The 14,852-nt window shown below is 70.5% G+C and carries 13 protein-coding genes; 8 read left to right on the top strand and 5 right to left on the bottom strand.

The genetic code is table 11. The annotated features are described in order from the left end of the window. Window positions 1–47 precede the first annotated feature (47 nt). Together sufB and ACWEKM_RS36145 are read right to left on the bottom strand one after the other, a co-directional pair. The gene (sufB, locus tag ACWEKM_RS36150; RefSeq protein ID WP_451625508.1) at window positions 48–1,469 is read right to left on the bottom strand and encodes a Fe-S cluster assembly protein SufB; all 1,422 of its coding nucleotides are present in this window, start codon (window positions 1,467–1,469) and stop codon (window positions 48–50) included. After that, on the bottom strand, window positions 1,466–2,209 hold the full coding sequence (locus ACWEKM_RS36145) for a helix-turn-helix transcriptional regulator (RefSeq protein WP_451625507.1): 744 nt from the start codon (window positions 2,207–2,209) through the stop codon (window positions 1,466–1,468). The genes sufB and ACWEKM_RS36145 overlap by 4 nt, the downstream gene beginning before the upstream one ends. Window positions 2,210–2,383: 174 nt before the next feature. Between ACWEKM_RS36145 and ACWEKM_RS36140 the strand changes: the two genes are divergently transcribed. From ACWEKM_RS36140 to ACWEKM_RS36125, 4 genes are read left to right on the top strand one after another with little or no spacing between them, the layout of a single operon-like run. Further along, the gene (locus tag ACWEKM_RS36140; RefSeq protein WP_451625506.1) at window positions 2,384–3,193 is read left to right on the top strand and encodes an aminoglycoside N(3)-acetyltransferase; all 810 of its coding nucleotides are present in this window, start codon (window positions 2,384–2,386) and stop codon (window positions 3,191–3,193) included. 31 nt (window positions 3,194–3,224) lie between these two features. Continuing rightward, window positions 3,225–4,148 carry an ABC transporter ATP-binding protein gene (locus ACWEKM_RS36135; RefSeq protein WP_451625505.1) on the top strand — a complete coding sequence of 308 codons (924 nt, stop codon included), beginning with the start codon at window positions 3,225–3,227 and terminating at the stop codon, window positions 4,146–4,148. Window positions 4,149–4,198: 50 nt separating this feature from the next. Continuing rightward, window positions 4,199–4,924 (top strand): ABC transporter permease, encoded by a 726-nt coding sequence (locus ACWEKM_RS36130; RefSeq protein ID WP_451625528.1) that lies wholly within the window; start codon window positions 4,199–4,201, stop codon window positions 4,922–4,924. A gap of 34 nt (window positions 4,925–4,958) precedes the next feature. Then, entirely contained in the window at window positions 4,959–5,969 is a 1,011-nt protein-coding gene (locus ACWEKM_RS36125; RefSeq protein ID WP_451625504.1) for a COX15/CtaA family protein, read from the top strand. Between the two features lie 137 nt (window positions 5,970–6,106). Here ACWEKM_RS36125 and ACWEKM_RS36120 read toward each other — a convergent pair whose 3' ends face one another. The 3 genes from ACWEKM_RS36120 to ACWEKM_RS36110 form a co-directional block, all read right to left on the bottom strand. Next, window positions 6,107–7,216, bottom strand: coding sequence for an amidohydrolase family protein (locus ACWEKM_RS36120; protein ID WP_451625503.1), 1,110 nt, complete (start codon window positions 7,214–7,216; stop codon window positions 6,107–6,109). A 177-nt stretch (window positions 7,217–7,393) separates the two neighbouring features. Then, on the bottom strand, window positions 7,394–7,726 hold the full coding sequence (locus ACWEKM_RS36115) for a hypothetical protein (protein ID WP_451625502.1): 333 nt from the start codon (window positions 7,724–7,726) through the stop codon (window positions 7,394–7,396). A gap of 58 nt (window positions 7,727–7,784) precedes the next feature. Beyond that, entirely contained in the window at window positions 7,785–8,771 is a 987-nt protein-coding gene (locus ACWEKM_RS36110) for a heme o synthase (RefSeq protein ID WP_451625527.1), read from the bottom strand. Window positions 8,772–9,117: 346 nt separating this feature from the next. Between ACWEKM_RS36110 and tkt the strand changes: the two genes are divergently transcribed. The 4 genes from tkt to opcA form a co-directional block, all read left to right on the top strand. Continuing rightward, window positions 9,118–11,205 (top strand): transketolase, encoded by a 2,088-nt coding sequence (gene tkt, locus ACWEKM_RS36105; protein WP_451625501.1) that lies wholly within the window; start codon window positions 9,118–9,120, stop codon window positions 11,203–11,205. A gap of 34 nt (window positions 11,206–11,239) precedes the next feature. After that, window positions 11,240–12,358 (top strand): transaldolase, encoded by a 1,119-nt coding sequence (gene tal, locus ACWEKM_RS36100; RefSeq protein ID WP_451625500.1) that lies wholly within the window; start codon window positions 11,240–11,242, stop codon window positions 12,356–12,358. Window positions 12,359–12,362: 4 nt separating this feature from the next. Further along, entirely contained in the window at window positions 12,363–13,910 is a 1,548-nt protein-coding gene (zwf, locus tag ACWEKM_RS36095) for a glucose-6-phosphate dehydrogenase (RefSeq protein WP_451625499.1), read from the top strand. Further along, window positions 13,907–14,852: glucose-6-phosphate dehydrogenase assembly protein OpcA (gene opcA, locus ACWEKM_RS36090; protein WP_451625498.1), on the top strand; the 946-nt coding region annotated here is incomplete at its 3' end. The genes zwf and opcA, both read left to right, overlap by 4 nt.

Genomic DNA, 14,852 nt, shown 5'->3' with positions numbered 1-14,852 from the left:
TGCTCGCTTTCTTGCGTAAGGGCTTGACGGGGACCGCGGGCCGGCGATCAGCCGACCGCGCCCTCCATCTGCAGCTCGATCAGCCGGTTGAGTTCCAGCGCGTACTCCATGGGCAGTTCCTTGGCGATCGGCTCGACGAAGCCGCGCACGATCATGGCCATCGCCTCGAACTCGGACAGGCCGCGGCTCATCAGATAGAACAGCTGGTCCTCGGAGACCTTGGAGACGGTCGCCTCGTGACCCATGGACACATCGTCCTCACGGACGTCGACGTACGGGTACGTGTCGGACCGGGAGATGGTGTCCACCAGCAGGGCGTCGCAGAGCACATTCGACTTGGCGCCCGGGGCGCCCTCGCCGATCTCGATGAGACCGCGGTAGGAGGTGCGGCCGCCGCCGCGCGCCACCGACTTGGAGACGATGTTGGACGACGTGTTCGGCGCCATGTGGACCATCTTGGCGCCCGCGTCCTGGTGCTGGCCCTCGCCCGCGAAGGCGATGGAGAGGGTCTCGCCCTTGGCGTGCTCGCCCATCAGGTAGACGGCCGGGTACTTCATCGTCACCTTGGAGCCGATGTTGCCGTCGATCCACTCCATGGTCGCGCCCTCGTACGCCACGGCGCGCTTGGTGACCAGGTTGTAGACGTTGTTCGACCAGTTCTGGATGGTCGTGTAGCGGCAGCGGGCGTTCTTCTTGACGATGATCTCGACGACCGCGGAGTGCAGCGAGTCCGACTTGTAGATCGGCGCGGTGCAGCCCTCGACGTAGTGCACATAGGCGCCCTCGTCGACGATGATCAGGGTCCGCTCGAACTGGCCCATGTTCTCGGTGTTGATGCGGAAGTACGCCTGGAGCGGGATCTCCACATGCACGCCCGGCGGGACGTAGATGAAGGAGCCGCCGGACCACACGGCGGTGTTCAGCGAGGCGAACTTGTTGTCACCGGCGGGGATGACGGTCCCGAAGTACTCCTTGAAGAGTTCGGGGTGCTCCTTCAGCGCGGTGTCGGTGTCGAGGAAGATGACGCCCTGCTCCTCCAGGTCCTCGCGGATCTGGTGGTAGACGACCTCCGACTCGTACTGCGCTGCGACACCGGCCACGAGGCGCTGCTTCTCCGCCTCGGGGATGCCGAGCTTGTCGTACGTGTTCTTGATGTCCTCGGGCAGGTCCTCCCAGGACTCCGCCTGCTTCTCCGTGGAGCGCACAAAGTACTTGATGTTGTCGAAGTCGATGCCCGACAGGTCCGAGCCCCAGTTCGGCAGGGGCTTCTTCTCGAAGAGTCGCAGGCCCTTGAGGCGCAGCTTGGTCATCCACTCCGGCTCGGACTTCTTCGCCGAGATGTCGCGGACGACCCCCTCGTTCAGGCCGCGCTTCGCCGCGGCACCGGCCTCGTCGGAGTCGGCCCAGCCGTATTCGTACGTGCCCAGACCCTCGAGCTCGGGGTGGGCAGTCTCCGTGGGGAGAGTCATGCGGGGTTCCTCCCGGCCGTACTTGCAGATGAGTCAGTGGAAATCTTGGGGATGAATGTCGTGCAGACACCGTCGCCATGGGCGATGGTCGCCAGCCGCTGGACGTGTGTGCCGAGCAGCTCGGCGAAGATCTCCGTCTCCGCCTCGCACAGTTGCGGGAACTGCTCGGCGACGTGTGCGACCGGGCAGTGGTGCTGGCACAGTTGCTCGCCGACCGGTGCGCTGCGCGCCGTAGCAGCGTACCCGTCGACACTCAGGGCCTTGGCCAGGGCTTCGGCGCGTTTGTCGGGCGTGGCGGCCTCGATCGCCTTGCGGTAGGCGCTCGCCTGCGCGGCGATCCGGGCGCGGGCGAAGGCGGTGACCGCCTCCGGGCCGCCTTCCCGGTCTGCGATCCAGCGCAGCGCGTCCGCGGCGAGCTTGTCGTACGACTGGTCGAAGGCGTCGCGGCCGCAGTCGGTGAGCGCGAAGACCCTGGCCGGACGGCCACGGGTCCGCGCCCCGTACACCCGCTGCTCGCGCGCCTCGACGACCTCGTCGGCGGCCAGGGCGTCCAGGTGCCGGCGCACGGCGGCCTGGGTGAGTCCCAGTCGTCCCGCCAGCTCGGCGACGGTCGACGGGCCGTGGTCCAGGATGGACCGCGCGACCCGGTTGCGCGTGGAGCGATCCGAGCGCAACCCGGCCACGAGCTCTTCCTGAACGGCCCCCGTGGGGGTCTCCCGAGCCTCGCCGACGTTTTTCACAACGCCATTGTTGCGTAATTCCTCGGAGCCTGACAAGCCGCGTCCCACCGGGCGGACGGTTCCCCGGGTCACTTAGGTAAACCTAATCTCACCTGCGGAAACGATCTTTGATCGATCATCGGCCCCGGCCAATGCGATGGCGCCGCGCCACCGCTTCCGGCAGACTCCCGGGCCATGCCCGAAACCGTGACCGGCCCGCTCGTCACCCGCGACACCGTCGCGGCCCGGCTGCGCACGCTCGGCGTCGAACCCGGCGAGATCCTGCTGGCGCACTGCTCGCTCAGCTCGCTCGGCTGGGTGTGCGGCGGCGCCGTCGCCGTGGTCCAGGGCCTGCTCGACGCCCTCGGGCCGGACGGCACCCTCGTGGTGCCCGCCCAGTCCGGCGACCTCTCCGATCCGGCCGTCTGGCGCAGCCCTCCGGTGCCCGAGGAGTGGTGGGAGACCATCCGGGCCTCGATGCCCCGCTACGACCCGCACACCACACCCACCCGCGGGGTCGGCATCATCCCGGAGACCGTGCGGACCTGGCCGGGCGCCCTGCGCAGCGCGCACCCGCAGACCTCCTTCGCCGCGCTCGGCCCGCGCGCCGCCGAGATCGTCGCCGGGCACGCGCCCGACTGCCGGCTGGGCGAGAAAAGCCCGCTGGCCCGGCTGGAGCAGTTGGGCGCGCGGGTGCTGCTGCTCGGCGCGGGCTACGACAGCTGCACCGCCTTCCACCTGGCCGAGTACCGGATCCCGGCTCCGCTGGTCGAGGTGGGCCGGCCAGGACCGGACGGCTGGGAGCGGGTCACCGAGGTGTCGATCAGCTCGGAGCGCTTCGACGAGCTGGGGCACGACTTCGAACGGGACCGGCCCGTCGTGCGGGGCACGGTGGGCGCCGCCGACGCACGCCTGTTCCCCCTGGCGGACGCCGTGGCGTACGCCGGGCGATGGCTGGCGATGCACCGGCCCCGCACGGACGAGTTCCCGCACCCGCCGGTCTGAGCGCCAGGCGGCATCCCTAGACTCTGGAGCCATGCGAAGTGAGCCTGTGGTCCAGGTCCAGGCCCTGGTGAAGCGGTACGGCACGAAGACCGTGGTGAACGGCCTCGACCTGGTGGCCGAGACGGGTGTGACCGCCGTACTCGGCCCCAACGGGGCGGGCAAGACGACCACGGTCGAGACCTGCGAGGGGTACCGGAGGCCGGACGCCGGCACGGTGCGCGTCCTGGGCCTCGACCCGGTGCGGGACTCCGCCGGGCTGCGTCCCCGCATCGGCGTGATGCTCCAGTCCGGCGGGGTGTACTCCGGCGCCCGGGCGGAGGAGATGCTGCGCCATGTGGCCGCGCTGCACGCCCGTCCGCTGGACGTGGACGCGCTCATCGAACGGCTCGGGCTCGGCGGCTGCGGGCGGACCTCGTACCGACGGCTGTCCGGCGGGCAGCAGCAGCGGCTGGCGCTCGCCATGGCCGTCGTGGGGCGCCCGGAGCTGGTCTTCCTGGACGAGCCGACGGCCGGGCTCGACCCGCAGGCCCGCCGCGCCACCTGGGACCTGATCGGGGATCTGCGCGCCGACGGCGTCTCCGTGATCCTCACCACGCACTCCATGGAGGAGGCCGAACAGCTCGCCGACGACGTCGCCATCATCGACGCCGGGCGGGTCATCGCCCAGGGCTCCCCCGACGAGCTGTGCCGCGACGGCGCGGAGAACACGCTGCGCTTCACCGGGCGACCGGGCCTCGACGCGAGTTCCCTGCTGAAGGCGCTCCCGGCGGACTGCACCGCCGCCGAGCTGACCCCGGGCTCCTACCAGGTCGTCGGCAAGGTCGATCCGCAACTGCTGGCAACGGTGACCTCGTGGTGCGCCCAACACGGAGTGCTGCCGGACCGGATCTCCGTCGAACGGCACACCCTCGAAGACGTGTTCCTGGAACTGACGGGCAAGGAGCTGCGCTCGTGACCACCGTGGGCACCTACACCCCCGCGCCCGGCGCGGCGCCCCTCCCCCGCATGATCGCGGCCCAGGCCGCGTTCGAGACCCGGCTGCTGCTGCGCAACGGCGAGCAGTTGCTGCTGACGGTCGTGATCCCGACGCTGCTGCTGGTGCTGTTCAGCGCCGTGGACATCGTGGACACCGGCGCGGGCAAGGCGGTGGACTTCCTCGCGCCCGGCATCCTGGCGCTCGCCGTGATGTCGACGGCGTTCACCGGCCAGGCCATCGCGACGGGCTTCGAACGGCGCTACGGCGTGCTGAAGCGGCTGGCGTCCTCACCGCTGCCGCGCTGGGGGCTGATGGCTGCGAAGACCGCGTCCGTGCTGGTCACGGAGGTCCTCCAGGTGGTCCTGCTGACGGCGATCGCCTTCGCGCTCGGCTGGTCGCCGCACGGCGGGACCAACGCCGTGGCCGCCGTGCTGCTTCTGCTGGTCCTCGGCACGGCCGCCTTCTCGGGGCTCGGGCTGCTGATGGCGGGCACGCTGAAGGCGGAGGCGACACTGGCCGCCGCCAATCTGGTCTTCCTGCTGCTGCTCGTCGGCGGCGGTGTGATCGTCCCGCTCGACAAGTTCCCCTCCGGCGTCCAGGACGCGCTCGCGCTGCTGCCCGTCACGGCGCTGTCGGACGGGCTGCGGGACGTGCTCCAGCACGGGGCCGGGATGCCGTGGGGCGACCTGGGAATCCTCGCCGGGTGGGCGGTCATGGGCCTGGCCGCGGCCGGACGCTTCTTCCGCTGGGAGTGACCCTCGTGAACGCGTGCACAAGCGGCGGCCTACCATGGTGCGCGTGCCAAAGCTGACCCGCGCCGATGCCGCAGCGGCCGTGCGCAACCCGCTCGCCTTCATCGCCGCCCGCTGGACCCCGAACCCCCGCACGGTCCAACGGGCGGCGCTCACCGCACTCGTCATGTCGGTGGTCATCGTGGTCACCGGTGGTGCCGTCCGGCTGACCGGCTCGGGCCTCGGCTGCCCGACCTGGCCCACCTGCACCGACGACTCGCTGACCACCACCCGGGCCATGGGCCTGCACGGCGTCATCGAATTCGGCAACCGCATGCTCACCTATGTGCTGTGCGCCGCCGTGGGCTGGGCGATCATCGCCGCCCGCGCGCAGCAGCCGTGGCGGCCCGGCCTCACCCGGCTGGGCTGGGCGCAGTTCTGGGTGGTCATGGGCAACGCGGTGCTCGGCGGCATCGTCGTCCTGGTCGGGCTGAACCCGTACACGGTCGCGGCCCACTTCCTGCTGTCCACCGCGCTCATCGCCGTCGCCACCGTGATGTGGCAGCGCAGCCGCGAGGGCGACGGGGCGCCGCGCCCGCTGGTCGGCCAGGCCGTGCAGCAGCTGGTGCGGGTCCTGGTGACCGCGTCCGTCCTACTGATCGCCGTCGGCACGGTGGTGACCGGGGCGGGACCGCACGCGGGCGACTCCAGCGAGGTCGATCGGATCCCGGTCGACTGGGCGGCCGTCGCCGAACTGCATGCCGTGCTCGCCTGGATCGTGGTGACGCTGACCTTCGCCCTGTGGTTCGTCCTCAAGGCGGTCGACGCACCCAAGGGTCCGCGGGACCGCACGCGCGAGCTGTTCATCCTGCTGCTGTGCCAGGGCGCGATCGGCTACGTCCAGTACCTCACGCATCTCCCCGAGGTCCTGGTGGGCGCCCACATGCTGGGCTCCTGTGTGATGTGGATCTGGGTGCTGCGCGTGCAGCTGTCGCTGCGGGAGCGCCCCGAAGCGACGGCCACGCTGCCGGGCCCCTCGCTGGAGACACCGGTCGCCACGCACGCGTGAGCGCCACGCAACGGCACGCGCGCGTGAGCCCGTGAGCAGGGCACGCGCGCGTGGGCATGCGGCGGACGGGCGCGCAGGACCGGACGCCACAGGGCACGCGTGAGGGCGGACGCCACAGGCGTGCGCGTGAGTGCGTCTCAGTCCCCCAGGCCGTAGACCCGCAGCGCGTTCTCCGCCGCGATCAGGCGTGCCACCCGTTGCGCGTCGCTCAGCGACCACGCGCCCTCGGCGACCCAGGTGCCCAGCACTCGCCCGAGCGCCTCGCGGAACAGACGGGCGCCCACGACGTGCAGTTCGGGCAGCCCGTGCGCGCCGCTGGAGAAGAGGATCTTGCCGAAGGGGGCCAGCTCCAGGACCTCCGCGAGGACACCGGCCGCGCGGGCGCCGGTGCGCACCAGCGCGGCGCCGAAGTCGGCGTACACATGCGGGAAGACCCCGGCGAGATGGGCGGCGTGCCGGTGGTACGGGTAGCCGTGCAGCAGCACCAGGTCCGTGCCGAGGCCCGCGGTGGCCCGCACGAAGTCGGTGAGCAGCACCGGGTCCGTACGGTCGATGCGTGAGCGCGGCTCGCCGAGCCCGGCGTGCAGCTGGAGCGGCAGGCCCGAGGCGACCGCGATCCACAGCACATGGCGCAGCAGCGCCGGATCGTCGAGTTCCCCGCCGACCCGGCGCCCGGCCAGCCAGCGGCCCGCCGCCCCGCGCACCTCGCCGGGCCCGGGCGGCTCGGGCGCGAGCGCCAGCCCGTGCCGCACCCCCGCCACGGAGGTGAAGGCGACGGCGTGCGCGGCGGCCCCGTGCACCGATTCGGCGAGGTTGGCGAGGAAGGACTCGACGGTGCCGGAGGTGTCGGCGACCTGCTCGGCGAGGAGTTCCAGGCGCACGATCTCGTGGGCCTCGGCGGCACCGGTGGACGCCATCTCGTCGGGGCCCGTGAGGTCGCCGGCCAGTCCCGTGTCGACGAGGTAGGTGGTGATGCCGCTGCCCCGCAGCAGCCTGCGGCCCGCTTCCAGCACACCGAGTTCACGGCGCCGGGCGAGGTAGCGCGCGGGCGTGCAGTGCGGTTCGAGGCCGAGCAGCGGGGGGCACCAGCGGCGCACGGCGAAGCCGGTCTGTGTGTCGAAGAGGGTGGTGCCCGGGGCGGGCGGCCCCTCGGTGCGGGCGAGCCGGGCCTCGAAGGTGCCGAGGCCCAGTTCGGTGCGGAGCACTCCGTGGCAGTACTGGTCCACCAGGGACGGCGTGTCGATCATCCGGGCTCCCCGCGTGGACGGTATGCATGCCTACCGTCTTAACGGGTGAACGGGACTTAAGGTCGCGGCTCGACCCGGGACTGCGGGTTGTTCGGGCGGCTGCGGGTTCGTCCGTGGCCGATCACGCGGCCGACCGCGTCCCCGAAGAGGCGCCGAGGGACGCCGAGAGGCGCCTGCTCAACGCCCGATCCGACCCCCGAGCTGAATGCCCGCCATCCGCTTCCACTCGTACGCGCCCGTCCGCACCTTCGCCGCGAACTCGCCGTCGAAGGACTCGTGGACCGTGATGCCGGACTTCGCCACCGCCCGTTCGGCGATCTCGTACGTCGGGGCCACCAGGTCGCCCCAGCCGCCGTCCTCGCCCACGAGCACGATCCGGGCGCCGCGTTCGCCGATGTAGGCCAGCTGGCCCTCGGCACCGCCGTGGGCCTTGGCGAAGGCGCCGATCTGCCTGGCGAGGCGCGCCGCCGTGCGCTCGGCCTTCCGGTCAACCTGCTGCGTGTCTGCCATGACCGCGATGCTACTCACGAGTAGACGGGCTGGCGAGAGCAGGGCGCTGTGATGTGTGTCAGCGCAGGAACGGGTCCACGGCCACCGCCACGAACAGCAGTGACACATAGGTGATCGACCAGTGGAACAGGCGCATCTCCTTGAGCTTCCCGCCGGTCACCTCGGCCTTCGCCCGGTTCTGCAGCGCGTGCGCCTCCCACAGCCACCAGCCACCCGCCACCAGGGCCACCAGCGTGTAGAACCAGCCCGTGTAACCGAGGGGGGTGAGCAGCAGGGAGACGGCGACCATCACCCAGCTGTAGACGACGATCTGCCTCGCGACCACCTTGTTGGAGGCGACCACGGGCAGCATCGGCACGCCCACGCGCGCGTAGTCGTCCTTGACCTTCATGGAGAGCGGCCAGTAGTGGGGCGGCGTCCAGAAGAACATGACGAGGAAGAGGATGACCGGCGCCCAGGACATCGAGTCGGTGACGGACGACCAGCCGATGAGCACCGGCATGCAGCCGGCGATGCCGCCCCAGACGATGTTCTGCGAGGTGCGCCGCTTGAGGATCATCGTGTAGACGACGACGTAGAAGAGGAGCGCTCCGAGTGACAGCCAGGCCGACAGCCAGTTGACGGTCAGCCCGAACAGCAGCGTCGAGACGACCGCCAGCGTGATGCCGAACGCGAGGCACTCGCGGGGGCTCACCATGCCGGTGACCAGCGGGCGCTGCGAGGTGCGGTCCATGAGCGCGTCGATGTCGCGGTCGATGTACATGTTGAGCGCGTTGGCGCCGCCCGCGGAGAGGTAGCCGCCGAGGCAGGTGAGCAGGACCAGGCCGAGGTCCGGCACCCCCTGCTGCGCCAGGAACATCACCGGCACGGTGGTGATCAGCAGCAGCTCGATGATCCGCGGCTTGGTCAGTGCCACGAAGGCCCCGACACGGGCCCCGAACGGCCGGTGGACCGGGCTCTGGCTCGCACCGATTACCCCCTCCCCCAGTGCCTTAAGGGCCTGGGAGGTGCCCCCAGGACGGGATTCGACGGCCGTCACGCACACCCCTGACAGAGACATCCCAGCAAGCCTCCCCCCGTGAAGTCCCGGTAAAGGCTCGCGCGTACCACGCCACTGTAGACGTTGCCCATACCTCGGCCTTCGCGGGGGTCGGGTCGTGTTTGCGGGGGTTGGCCGACGTGCGCGCCAGGGCTCGATTGAGCACTCGGACGAGCGGGTCCGTATTCAGTTGTGGAAGGTCGTACGCCCCGGTCGGGAGGCGGATCGCCGCGAGTCCCGGCAGTCTGGAAAGCGGGGAGAAAACGCGCGTACTCACGGGGGTAGGCTCAGAGCGGCCGGTGGGCGCCCCAGCGCACCGGCATTGACATGTGGAGAGGAGCCCTGACTCAGGGTGAGCACCAAGCCGACCACCACAGACCTCGAGTGGACCGAGTTGGACCAGCGGGCGGTGGACACCGCGCGCGTCCTGGCCGCCGATGCCGTACAGAAAGTCGGCAACGGCCATCCGGGTACGGCGATGAGCCTGGCACCGGCCGCCTACACCCTCTTCCAGAAGGTGATGCGGCATGACCCCGCCGACCCCGACTGGGTCGCCCGCGACCGCTTCGTCCTGTCCGCCGGCCATTCCTCCTTGACCCTCTACACCCAGCTCTACCTCGCCGGGTTCGGCCTGGAACTCGCCGATCTGGAAGCCTTCCGCACCCTCGGCTCCCTTACCCCCGGCCACCCCGAATACGGCCACACCAAGGGCGTCGAGACCACCACCGGACCCCTCGGCCAGGGCGTCGCCAACGCCGTCGGCATGGCCATGGCCGCCCGCTACGAACGCGGCCTGTTCGACCCCGACACCGTCGTCGGCGCCTCGCCCTTCGACCACTACATCTACTGCATCGCCGGCGACGGCTGCCTCCAGGAAGGCATCTCCGCCGAAGCCTCCTCGCTCGCCGGCCACCAGCGGCTCGGCAACCTCATCCTGCTCTGGGACGACAACCACATCTCCATCGAGGGCGACACCGAGACCGCCGTCTCCGAGGAGACCGTCAAGCGCTACGAAGCGTACGGCTGGCATGTGCAGCGCGTCGCCCCGAAGCCGGACGGCGACCTCGACCCGCACGCCCTCTACAACGCCATCGAGGCCGCCAGGCAGGTCACGGACAGGCCGTCCTTCATCGCGATGCGCTCCATCATCGCCTGGCCCGCCCCGCACGCCCAGAACACCGAGGCCGCCCACGGCTCCGCCCTCGGCGAGGAGGAGGTCGCCGCCACCAAACGCGTCCTCGGCTTCGACCCCGAGGCCCACTTCGCCGTCGCCGACGACGTCCTCGCCCACACCCGCCAGGCCCTCGAACGCGGCCACCAGGCCAGGGCCGAGTGGGAGAAGTCCTTCCAGGAATGGCGCACCAACCAGCCCGAACGCGCCGCCGAGTACGACCGCATCAGCACCGGCACCCTGCCGGCCGGCTGGCAGGACGCCCTGCCCGTCTTCGAACCCGGCAAGAGCGTCGCCACCCGCGCCGCCTCCGGCAAAACTCTCCAGACCCTCGGCCCCGTCATCCCCGAACTGTGGGGCGGCTCCGCCGACCTGGCCGGCTCCAACAACACCACCATCGACAAGGACAGCTCCTTCCTGCCGAAGGACAACCCGCTGCCCAGCGCCAACCCCTACGGCCGCACCATCCACTTCGGCATCCGCGAGTTCTCGATGGCCGCGGAGATGAACGGCATCACCCTCCACGGCAACACCCGCGTCTACGGCGGCACCTTCCTGGTGTTCTCCGACTACATGCGCAACGCGGTGCGGCTGTCGGCGCTCATGCACCTGCCGGTCACCTATGTGTGGACGCACGACTCGATCGGCCTCGGCGAGGACGGCCCCACCCACCAGCCCGTCGAACACCTCGCCTCGCTCCGCGCCATCCCCGGCCTGAACGTCGTCCGCCCGGCGGACGCCAACGAGACCGTGACCGCCTGGCGCGAGATCCTCAGCCGCTACACCAAGGAGTTCGGCAAGGGCGCCCCGCACGGGCTCGCGCTGACCCGCCAGGGCGTACCGGTCTACGAGCCGAACGAGAACGCCGCGCGCGGCGGTTACGTGCTGTTCGACGCCGAGGGCGGCGATGCGCAGGTGATTCTGATCGCCACCGGCTCCGAGGTACACATCGCGGTCGAGGCCCGCACCCGGCTCCAGGCCGAGGGCGTCCCCACCCGGGTGGTGTCCATGCCGTGCGTGGAGTGGTTCGAGGAGCAGGATCAGGGTTACCGGGACAGTGTGCTGCCCCCGGCCGTCAGGGCCCGGGTCGCGGTCGAGGCCGGCATCGGTCTGACCTGGTACCGGTATGTCGGGGACGCCGGGCGCATCGTCTCCCTCGAACACTTCGGTGCCTCCGCCGACGGCAAGGCCCTCTTCCGGGAGTTCGGCTTCACCCCCGAGAACGTCGCCGCCAAGGCCCGGGAATCCCTCGCCGCCGCCCAGCGCTGACGCTGATATACGACCTGTAGGAGATGCATTTTCCATGACAGACGCACTGAAGCGCCTCTCCGAGGAAGGCGTCGCGATCTGGCTGGACGACCTGTCGCGCAAGCGGATCACGTCCGGCAACCTCGCCGAGCTGATCGACCAGCAGCACGTCGTGGGCGTCACCACCAATCCGACGATCTTCCAGAAGGCCATCAGCAGCGGGGACGGCTACGAGCAGCAGCTTGAGGACCTCGCCGCCCGCAAGGTCACCGTCGAGGAAGCGGTCCGCATGATCACCACGGCGGACGTCCGGGACGCCGCCGACATCCTGCGGCCCGTGTTCGACGCGACCGACGGCCAGGACGGCCGGGTCTCCATCGAGGTCGACCCGCGGCTGGCCCACAACACCCGGGCGACGGTCGCCGAGGCCAAGCAGCTCGCCTGGCTCGTCGACCGCCCCAACACCCTCATCAAGATCCCCGCCACCAAGGCGGGCCTGCCGGCGATCACCGAGGTCATCGGCCTCGGCATCAGCGTCAACGTCACGCTGATCTTCTCGCTGGAGCGCTACCGCGAGGTCATGAACGCCTACCTCGCCGGCCTGGAGAAGGCCAGGGAGCGTGGTCTTGACCTGTCGTTGATCCGTTCCGTCGCCTCGTTCTTCGTCTCCCGCGTGGACACCGAGATCGACAAGCGGATCGACGCCCTGGGCACCCCGGAGGCCAAGGCCGCGCGCGGCAAGGCAGCCGTCGCCAACGCGCGCCTCGCCTACCAGGCGTACGAGGAGGTCTTCTCCTCCGAGCGGTGGAGCGCGCTGGAGAACGCGGGCGCGCGCAGGCAGCGTCCGCTGTGGGCGTCGACCGGGGTGAAGGACCCGTCGTACAAGCCCACCCTGTACGTCGACGACCTGGTGGCGCCGAACACGGTGAACACCATGCCGGAGGCCACCCTGCGGGCGACCGAGGAGCACGGCGAGATCGTCGGCGACACCATCGCCGGCACCTACGAGCAGGCCCGCGCCGACCTCGACGCCGTCGAGAAGCTCGGCATCTCGTACGACGACGTGGTCCGGGTCCTGGAGGACGAGGGCGTCGAGAAGTTCGAGGCGTCCTGGAGCGACCTGCTGAAGTCGACCGAGGCGGTCCTGGACCGTCTCGCCCCCTCGGAAGGCTGACACCTTGTCTCCCTTTTCCGGTTTTTCCGGTTCCGGAGCGAATCCGCTTCGTGACCCCTCGGACCGACGGCTCCCGCGCATCGCGGGGCCGTCGGGCCTGGTCATCTTTGGCGTCACGGGCGATTTGTCACGTAAAAAGCTGATGCCCGCCGTGTACGACCTCGCCAACCGGGGTCTGCTCCCGCCGGGCTTCTCCCTCGTCGGCTTCGCCCGCCGCGAGTGGCAGAACGAGGACTTCGCGCAGGAGGTCCACGACTCCGTCAAGGAACACGCACGGACGCCGTTCCGCGAGGAGGTCTGGCAGCAGCTCATCCAGGGGATGCGCTTCATCCAGGGCACCTTCGACGACGACGACGCGTTCGACCGGCTGCGCTCCACCATCGAGGAGCTGGACAAGGCACAGGGCACGGGCGGCAACTTCGCCTTCTATCTGTCCGTGCCGCCGCGCTCCTTCCCGGTGGTCATCCAGCAGCTGAAGAAGCACGGCCTGGCCGACCAGAGCGGCGGCTCCTGGCGGCGCGCGGTGATCGAGAAGCCGTTCGGCCACGACCTGAAGTCGGCCGAGGAGCTGAACAAGGTCGTGCACGAGGTGTTCGCACCGGACCAGGTGTTCCGGATCGACCACTACCTGGGCAAGGAGACCGTCCAGAACATCCTGGCGCTGCGCTTCGCCAACACGATGTTCGAGCCGGTCTGGAACCGGTCCTTCGTGGACCATGTGCAGATCACCATGGCCGAGGACATCGGCATCGGCGGCCGGGCGGGCTACTACGACGGGATCGGCGCCGCCCGCGACGTCATCCAGAACCATCTTCTCCAGCTGCTGGCGCTCACCGCGATGGAGGAGCCGGCCGCCTTCGACGCGGACGCGCTGGCCGCGGAGAAGACCAAGGTGCTCGGCGCGGTACGGGTGCCGAAGGATCTGGGCCGCAACACCGTCCGCGGGCAGTACGCGGCGGGCTGGCAGGGCGGCGAGAAGGTCATCGGCTACCTCCAGGAAGACGGCATCGACCCCAAGTCGAAGACCGACACCTACGCCGCGATCAAGGTGGGCATCGACAACCGCCGCTGGGCGGGTGTCCCCTTCTATCTGCGCACCGGCAAGCGTCTGGGCCGCCGGGTCACCGAGATCGCGGTGGTCTTCCAGCGGGCCCCGCACTCCCCCTTCGACCACACCGCGACCGAGGAGCTGGGCCAGAACGCGGTCGTCATCCGCGTCCAGCCCGACGAGGGCATCACGGTCCGGTTCGGCTCCAAGGTGCCGGGCACCTCGATGGAGATCCGGGACGTCTCCATGGACTTCGCCTACGGCGAGTCGTTCACGGAGTCCAGCCCGGAGGCGTACGAGCGGCTCATCCTGGACGTGCTGCTCGGCGACGCCAACCTCTTCCCGCGCACGGAGGAGGTGGAGCTGTCCTGGAAGATCCTCGACCCGATCGAGGAGCACTGGGACAAGCACGGCAAGCCCGCGCAGTACCCGTCGGGCACATGGGGTCCCGCGGAGGCCGACGAGATGCTCGCACGAGACGGACGGAGCTGGCGCCGGCCATGAAGACAGACCTCACGGACACCACGGCCGGCAAGATCAACAAGGCGCTGGTGCAGGGCCGCCGCGCGATCGGCACGCCCGCCGTGGGCATGGTGCTGACCCTGGTCATCGTCACCGACGAGGAGAACGCCTACGACGCGTTGAAGTCGGCGGGCGACGCCTCGCACGAGCACCCCTCGCGCACCCTGGTCGTCATCAAGCGCGTCTCCCGCTCCCCGCGCGACCGCACCACCTCGCGGCTGGACGCCGAGGTGCGGCTGGGCGCGGAAGCCGGTACCGGCGAGACGGTGGTGCTGCGGCTGTACGGCGAGGTCGCCGACCACGCCGACTCCGTGGTGCTGCCGCTGCTGCTGCCGGACGCCCCGGTCGTCGTCTGGTGGCCGGTGAACGCGCCGCTCGATCCCGCCAAGGACCCGCTGGGCGCCCTCGCCCAGCGCCGGGTCACCGACACCTACGCGTCCGAGCAGCCGGTGCGGGAGCTGTCCGCCCGCGCGGACAGCTACACGCCCGGCGACACCGACCTGTCCTGGACCCGGATCACCCCCTGGCGCTCGATGCTGGCCGCGGCCCTTGACCAGGTGGTGTGCGAGGTCAAGGGCGTCGAGGTGGAGGGCGAGGAGTTCAACCCGAGCTGCGAGCTGCTGGCGATGTGGCTCGCGGACCGGCTGAACGTCCCCGTCAAGCGATCGCTGTCGTCCGGACCGGGTCTGACCGCGGTCCGGCTGGACACCGACTTCGGCCCGATCGCCCTGGACCGCGCGGACGGCTCGCTGGCCACGCTGTCCGTCCAGGGGCAGCCGGATCGTGCGGTGGCGCTCAAGCGGCGCGAGACGTCCGAGCTGATGGCCGAGGAGTTGCGCCGGCTCGACCCGGACGACACCTACGCATCGGCGCTGCGCTACGGCGTGGAGCGGCTGACCGGCCCGGCGGCCGAGCGGCCACGGC

Source organism: Streptomyces sp. NPDC004752 (assembly GCF_053601275.1).
The sequence above is the reverse complement of the archived record's forward strand: the minus strand, read 5'-3'. Positions and strand labels throughout refer to the sequence as shown.

What these genes read in the sequence shown, in the direction of transcription:
- sufB (WP_451625508.1), bottom strand. Translation starts at nt 1,469, where the DNA reads ATGACTCTCCCCACGGAGACTGCCCACCCCGAGCTCGAGGGTCTGGGC.
- ACWEKM_RS36140 (WP_451625506.1), top strand. Translation starts at nt 2,384, where the DNA reads ATGCCCGAAACCGTGACCGGCCCGCTCGTCACCCGCGACACCGTCGCG.
- ACWEKM_RS36135 (WP_451625505.1), top strand. Translation starts at nt 3,225, where the DNA reads ATGCGAAGTGAGCCTGTGGTCCAGGTCCAGGCCCTGGTGAAGCGGTAC.
- ACWEKM_RS36130 (WP_451625528.1), top strand. Translation starts at nt 4,199, where the DNA reads ATGATCGCGGCCCAGGCCGCGTTCGAGACCCGGCTGCTGCTGCGCAAC.
- ACWEKM_RS36125 (WP_451625504.1), top strand. Translation starts at nt 4,959, where the DNA reads ATGGTGCGCGTGCCAAAGCTGACCCGCGCCGATGCCGCAGCGGCCGTG.
- ACWEKM_RS36120 (WP_451625503.1), bottom strand. Translation starts at nt 7,216, where the DNA reads ATGATCGACACGCCGTCCCTGGTGGACCAGTACTGCCACGGAGTGCTC.
- ACWEKM_RS36115 (WP_451625502.1), bottom strand. Translation starts at nt 7,726, where the DNA reads ATGGCAGACACGCAGCAGGTTGACCGGAAGGCCGAGCGCACGGCGGCG.
- tal (WP_451625500.1), top strand. Translation starts at nt 11,240, where the DNA reads ATGACAGACGCACTGAAGCGCCTCTCCGAGGAAGGCGTCGCGATCTGG.